General features: G+C 72.5%; 2 protein-coding genes. One reads left to right on the top strand and one right to left on the bottom strand.

Going from position 1 to position 3,523, the window contains the following annotated elements; genetic code table 11:
• Positions 1-125 precede the first annotated feature (125 nt).
• Positions 126-2,969, top strand: coding sequence for an aminomethyl-transferring glycine dehydrogenase (gcvP, locus tag AC2VNT_RS15930; RefSeq protein ID WP_486947774.1), 2,844 nt, complete (start codon positions 126-128; stop codon positions 2,967-2,969).
• A 101-nt stretch (positions 2,970-3,070) separates the two neighbouring features.
• On the opposite strand, the gene AC2VNT_RS15925 is transcribed toward gcvP, so the two are convergent.
• A partial coding sequence (locus tag AC2VNT_RS15925; RefSeq protein WP_486947773.1) for a vWA domain-containing protein occupies positions 3,071-3,523 on the bottom strand: 453 nt, incomplete at its 5' end.

Here is a 3,523-nt window from a genome sequence, read left to right as displayed (position 1 = left end):
CCCGCCGATGGGGAAAGGCCGACCGGCCGAAGCTCTCAGGCGCCCGGCGCACGGGTGAAGACAGAGGGGGAGGACCAGCGGAATCGTCCGCTGCCCCCTTTTTGTCGATCTCAGGAGCGCCGCCCGTGTCCGATCACACCGAATCCGCCTTCGCTCGCCGGCACATCGGCCCGGACACCGATGCGATCGCCCGGATGCTCGCCGTCATCGGGGTGGACTCCCTCGACCAGTTGGCCGCCACCGCGCTGCCGGCGGAGATCCTGGACCGGACCACCGGCACCGGCGCCGCGCCCGGACTCGACCGGCTGCCGCCGCCGGCCACCGAGGCCGAGGCGCTGGCCGAGCTGCGGGCGATGGCACAGGAAAACACGGTGGCGGTCTCCATGATCGGCCAGGGCTACTACGACACGCTCACCCCGCCGGTGCTGCTGCGCAACATCATGGAGAACCCGGCCTGGTACACCGCGTACACCCCGTATCAGCCGGAGATCAGCCAGGGTCGGCTGGAGGCGCTGCTGAACTTCCAGACCATGGTCGCCGAGCTGACCGGGCTGGAGGTGGCCAACGCCTCGATGCTCGACGAGGCGACGGCGGCCGCCGAGGCGATGACGCTGATGCACCGCGCCGCGCCGCGCACCGCGACGGGCACGGCCAACCGGCTGGCCGTCGACGTCGACCTGTTCGCCCAGACCGCGGCGGTGCTGGCCACCCGCGCCGAGCCGCTGGGCATCGAGATCGTCACCGCCGACCTGCGGGCCGGCCTGCCGGCCGGCGAGTTCTTCGGGGTGATCGTGCAGTCGCCCGGCGCCAGCGGCCGGCTCACCGACTGGGCGGACCTGGTGGCACAGGCGGACGACCGCGGGGCGCTGGTCGCCGTCGGCGCCGACCCGCTGGCGCTGACGGTGATCACCCCGCCCGGTGAGATCGGCGCCGACGTCGCATTCGGCAGCACCCAGCGGTTCGGGGTGCCGATGGGCTTCGGCGGCCCGCACGCCGGCTACCTGGTGGTGCACGCCAAGCACGCCCGCCAGCTGCCCGGCCGGCTGGTCGGGGTCTCCGTCGACCTAGATGGTCAGCCGGGTCTCCGGCTCGCGCTGCAGACCCGTGAACAGCACATCCGCCGGGACAAGGCCACCTCCAACATCTGCACCGCGCAGGTGCTGCTGGCGGTGATGGCGGCGATGTATGCGAGCTACCACGGCGCCGACGGGTTGACCGCGATCGCCCGCCGGGTGCACGGCCAGGCCGAGAAGATCGCCGCCGCGCTCGGCGACGCACTGGTGCACGACGCCTACTTCGACACGGTGCTGGCCCGGGTGCCCGGCCGCGCCGAGGAGGTCGTCGCGGCGGCGAAGGCCGCCGGCATCAACCTGTGGCGCGTCGACGCCGACCACGTCTCGGTGGCCTGCGACGAAGCCACCACCGACGCGCACGTGGCCGCCGTCCTGGATGCGTTCGGGGTGACCGCCACCGAGCCGGTGTGCGCCGGGGTGATCACCCGCACCTCGACGTTCCTGGACCACCCGGCGTTCACCGACCACCGCACCGAGACCGCGATGATGCGCTACCTGCGGCAGCTCTCGGACAAGGACATCGCGTTGGACCGCAGCATGATTCCGCTCGGCTCGTGCACCATGAAGCTCAACGCCGCCGCCGAGATGGAGCCGGTCACCTGGCCGGAGTTCGCCCGCCAGCACCCGTTCGCCCCGGCCGCCGACACCGCGGGGCTGCGTCGGCTGATCGACCAGCTGGCGACCTGGCTGACGCAGCTCACCGGCTACGACGCGGTGTCGCTGCAGCCGAACGCCGGCTCGCAAGGGGAGTACGCCGGCCTGCTGGCGATCCACGCCTACCACGCCAGCCGGGGCGAGACGCACCGCGACGTCTGCCTGATCCCGTCCAGCGCGCACGGCACCAACGCCGCGTCGGCGGCGCTGGCCGGGCTGCGGGTGGTGGTGGTGGCCTGCCGCGCGAACGGTGACGTCGACCTGGACGACCTGCGCGGCAAGATCGGCGAGCACGGTGACCGGCTGGCGGCGCTGATGATCACCTATCCGTCCACGCACGGCGTCTACGAACACGACATCGCCGAGATCTGCGCGGCCGTGCACGACGCCGGCGGTCAGGTGTACGTCGACGGCGCCAACCTCAACGCCCTGGTCGGTCTGGCCCGGCCGGGGCGCTTCGGCGGCGACGTCAGCCACCTGAACCTGCACAAGACGTTCTGCATCCCGCACGGCGGCGGCGGACCGGGGGTCGGGCCGGTGGCGGCCCGAACGCACCTGGCGCCGTTCCTGCCCGGGCACCCGCTGGCCGCCGAGCTCTCCGACACGCCGCCGGTGTCGGCGGCGCCGTACGGGTCGGCGTCGATCCTGCCGATCACCTGGGCCTACATCCGGATGATGGGCGCGGCGGGGCTGCGCAGCGCGTCGCTGACCGCGATCGCCGCGGCGAACTACGTCGCCCGCCGGCTGGACGAGCACTACCCGGTGCTCTACACCGGCGCCGGCGGCATGGTCGCCCACGAGTGCATCCTGGATCTGCGGGCGTTGACCAAGGCCACCGGCGTGACCGTCGACGACGTGGCAAAACGCCTGGCCGACTACGGATTTCATGCGCCGACCATGAGCTTCCCGGTGCCTGGAACGCTGATGGTGGAGCCCACCGAGAGTGAGACGCTGGCCGAGTTGGACGCGTTCTGTGCGGCGATGATCGCCATCCGCGGGGAGATCGACCGGGTCGCGAGCGGGGAGTGGAGCGCCGAGGACAATCCGTTGCGCGGGGCTCCGCACACCGCGGAGTGCCTGGTCGTCGACAAGTGGGAGCACCCGTACACCCGCGAGCAGGCCGCCTACCCGCTGGGCCGGGGCTTCCGGCCGAAGGTGTGGCCGCCGGTGCGCCGCATCGACGGCGCCCACGGCGACCGCAACCTGGTCTGCTCCTGCCCGCCGGTCGCCGCGTTCGGGTGAACCGGGTCAGCCGCCGCCGGGGCGGGGATCATCTCAGGCCGGAACCGGTCTGCCCGGAATTCTGGACGACCTCAGCCCGCTGCTGGGGCACGGCGGTGTCATCAGCCCAGCAGCGAACTCAGCGCGGTGGCCAGCTCCGGGGAGTTGGAGTGGGCGATGTTCTGGTAGCTGCCGCCGCTGATCTTGGCGACCGCCTCCCAGGTGGACCGGTCGGGGTCATTGCCGAAGTCGATGACGTTGACGGCGACCGGCCGCCGCGGGTCGAGGCTCTGCCGGATGACGTCCTGCAGGCCGGCGCCGTCCAGCGAGCGGTCGGTGTGCGGACCGGCGGTGTTGACCAGCACCGAGTTGCTCTGCCCGGGGCGGTAGCCGGCCAGGGCGTCGTCGTAGACCATCGGCAGCGTGGTGAGCGACACCGCGCCGCCGGATTTCGAGCGCAGGCTGCCCAGCACGTCGGTCAGCAAGGCGGAGCGCAGCTCGCCGTCCAGCTGATCGCCGAGCGGCCCCAGCGAGACCACCGAGCGGCCCTCGGTGCCGTCGAAGGTCCACAGGCC

This window comes from Mycobacterium sp. TH-M15 (genome assembly GCF_057473705.1).
This window is presented reverse-complemented; position numbering and strand designations above follow the sequence as displayed.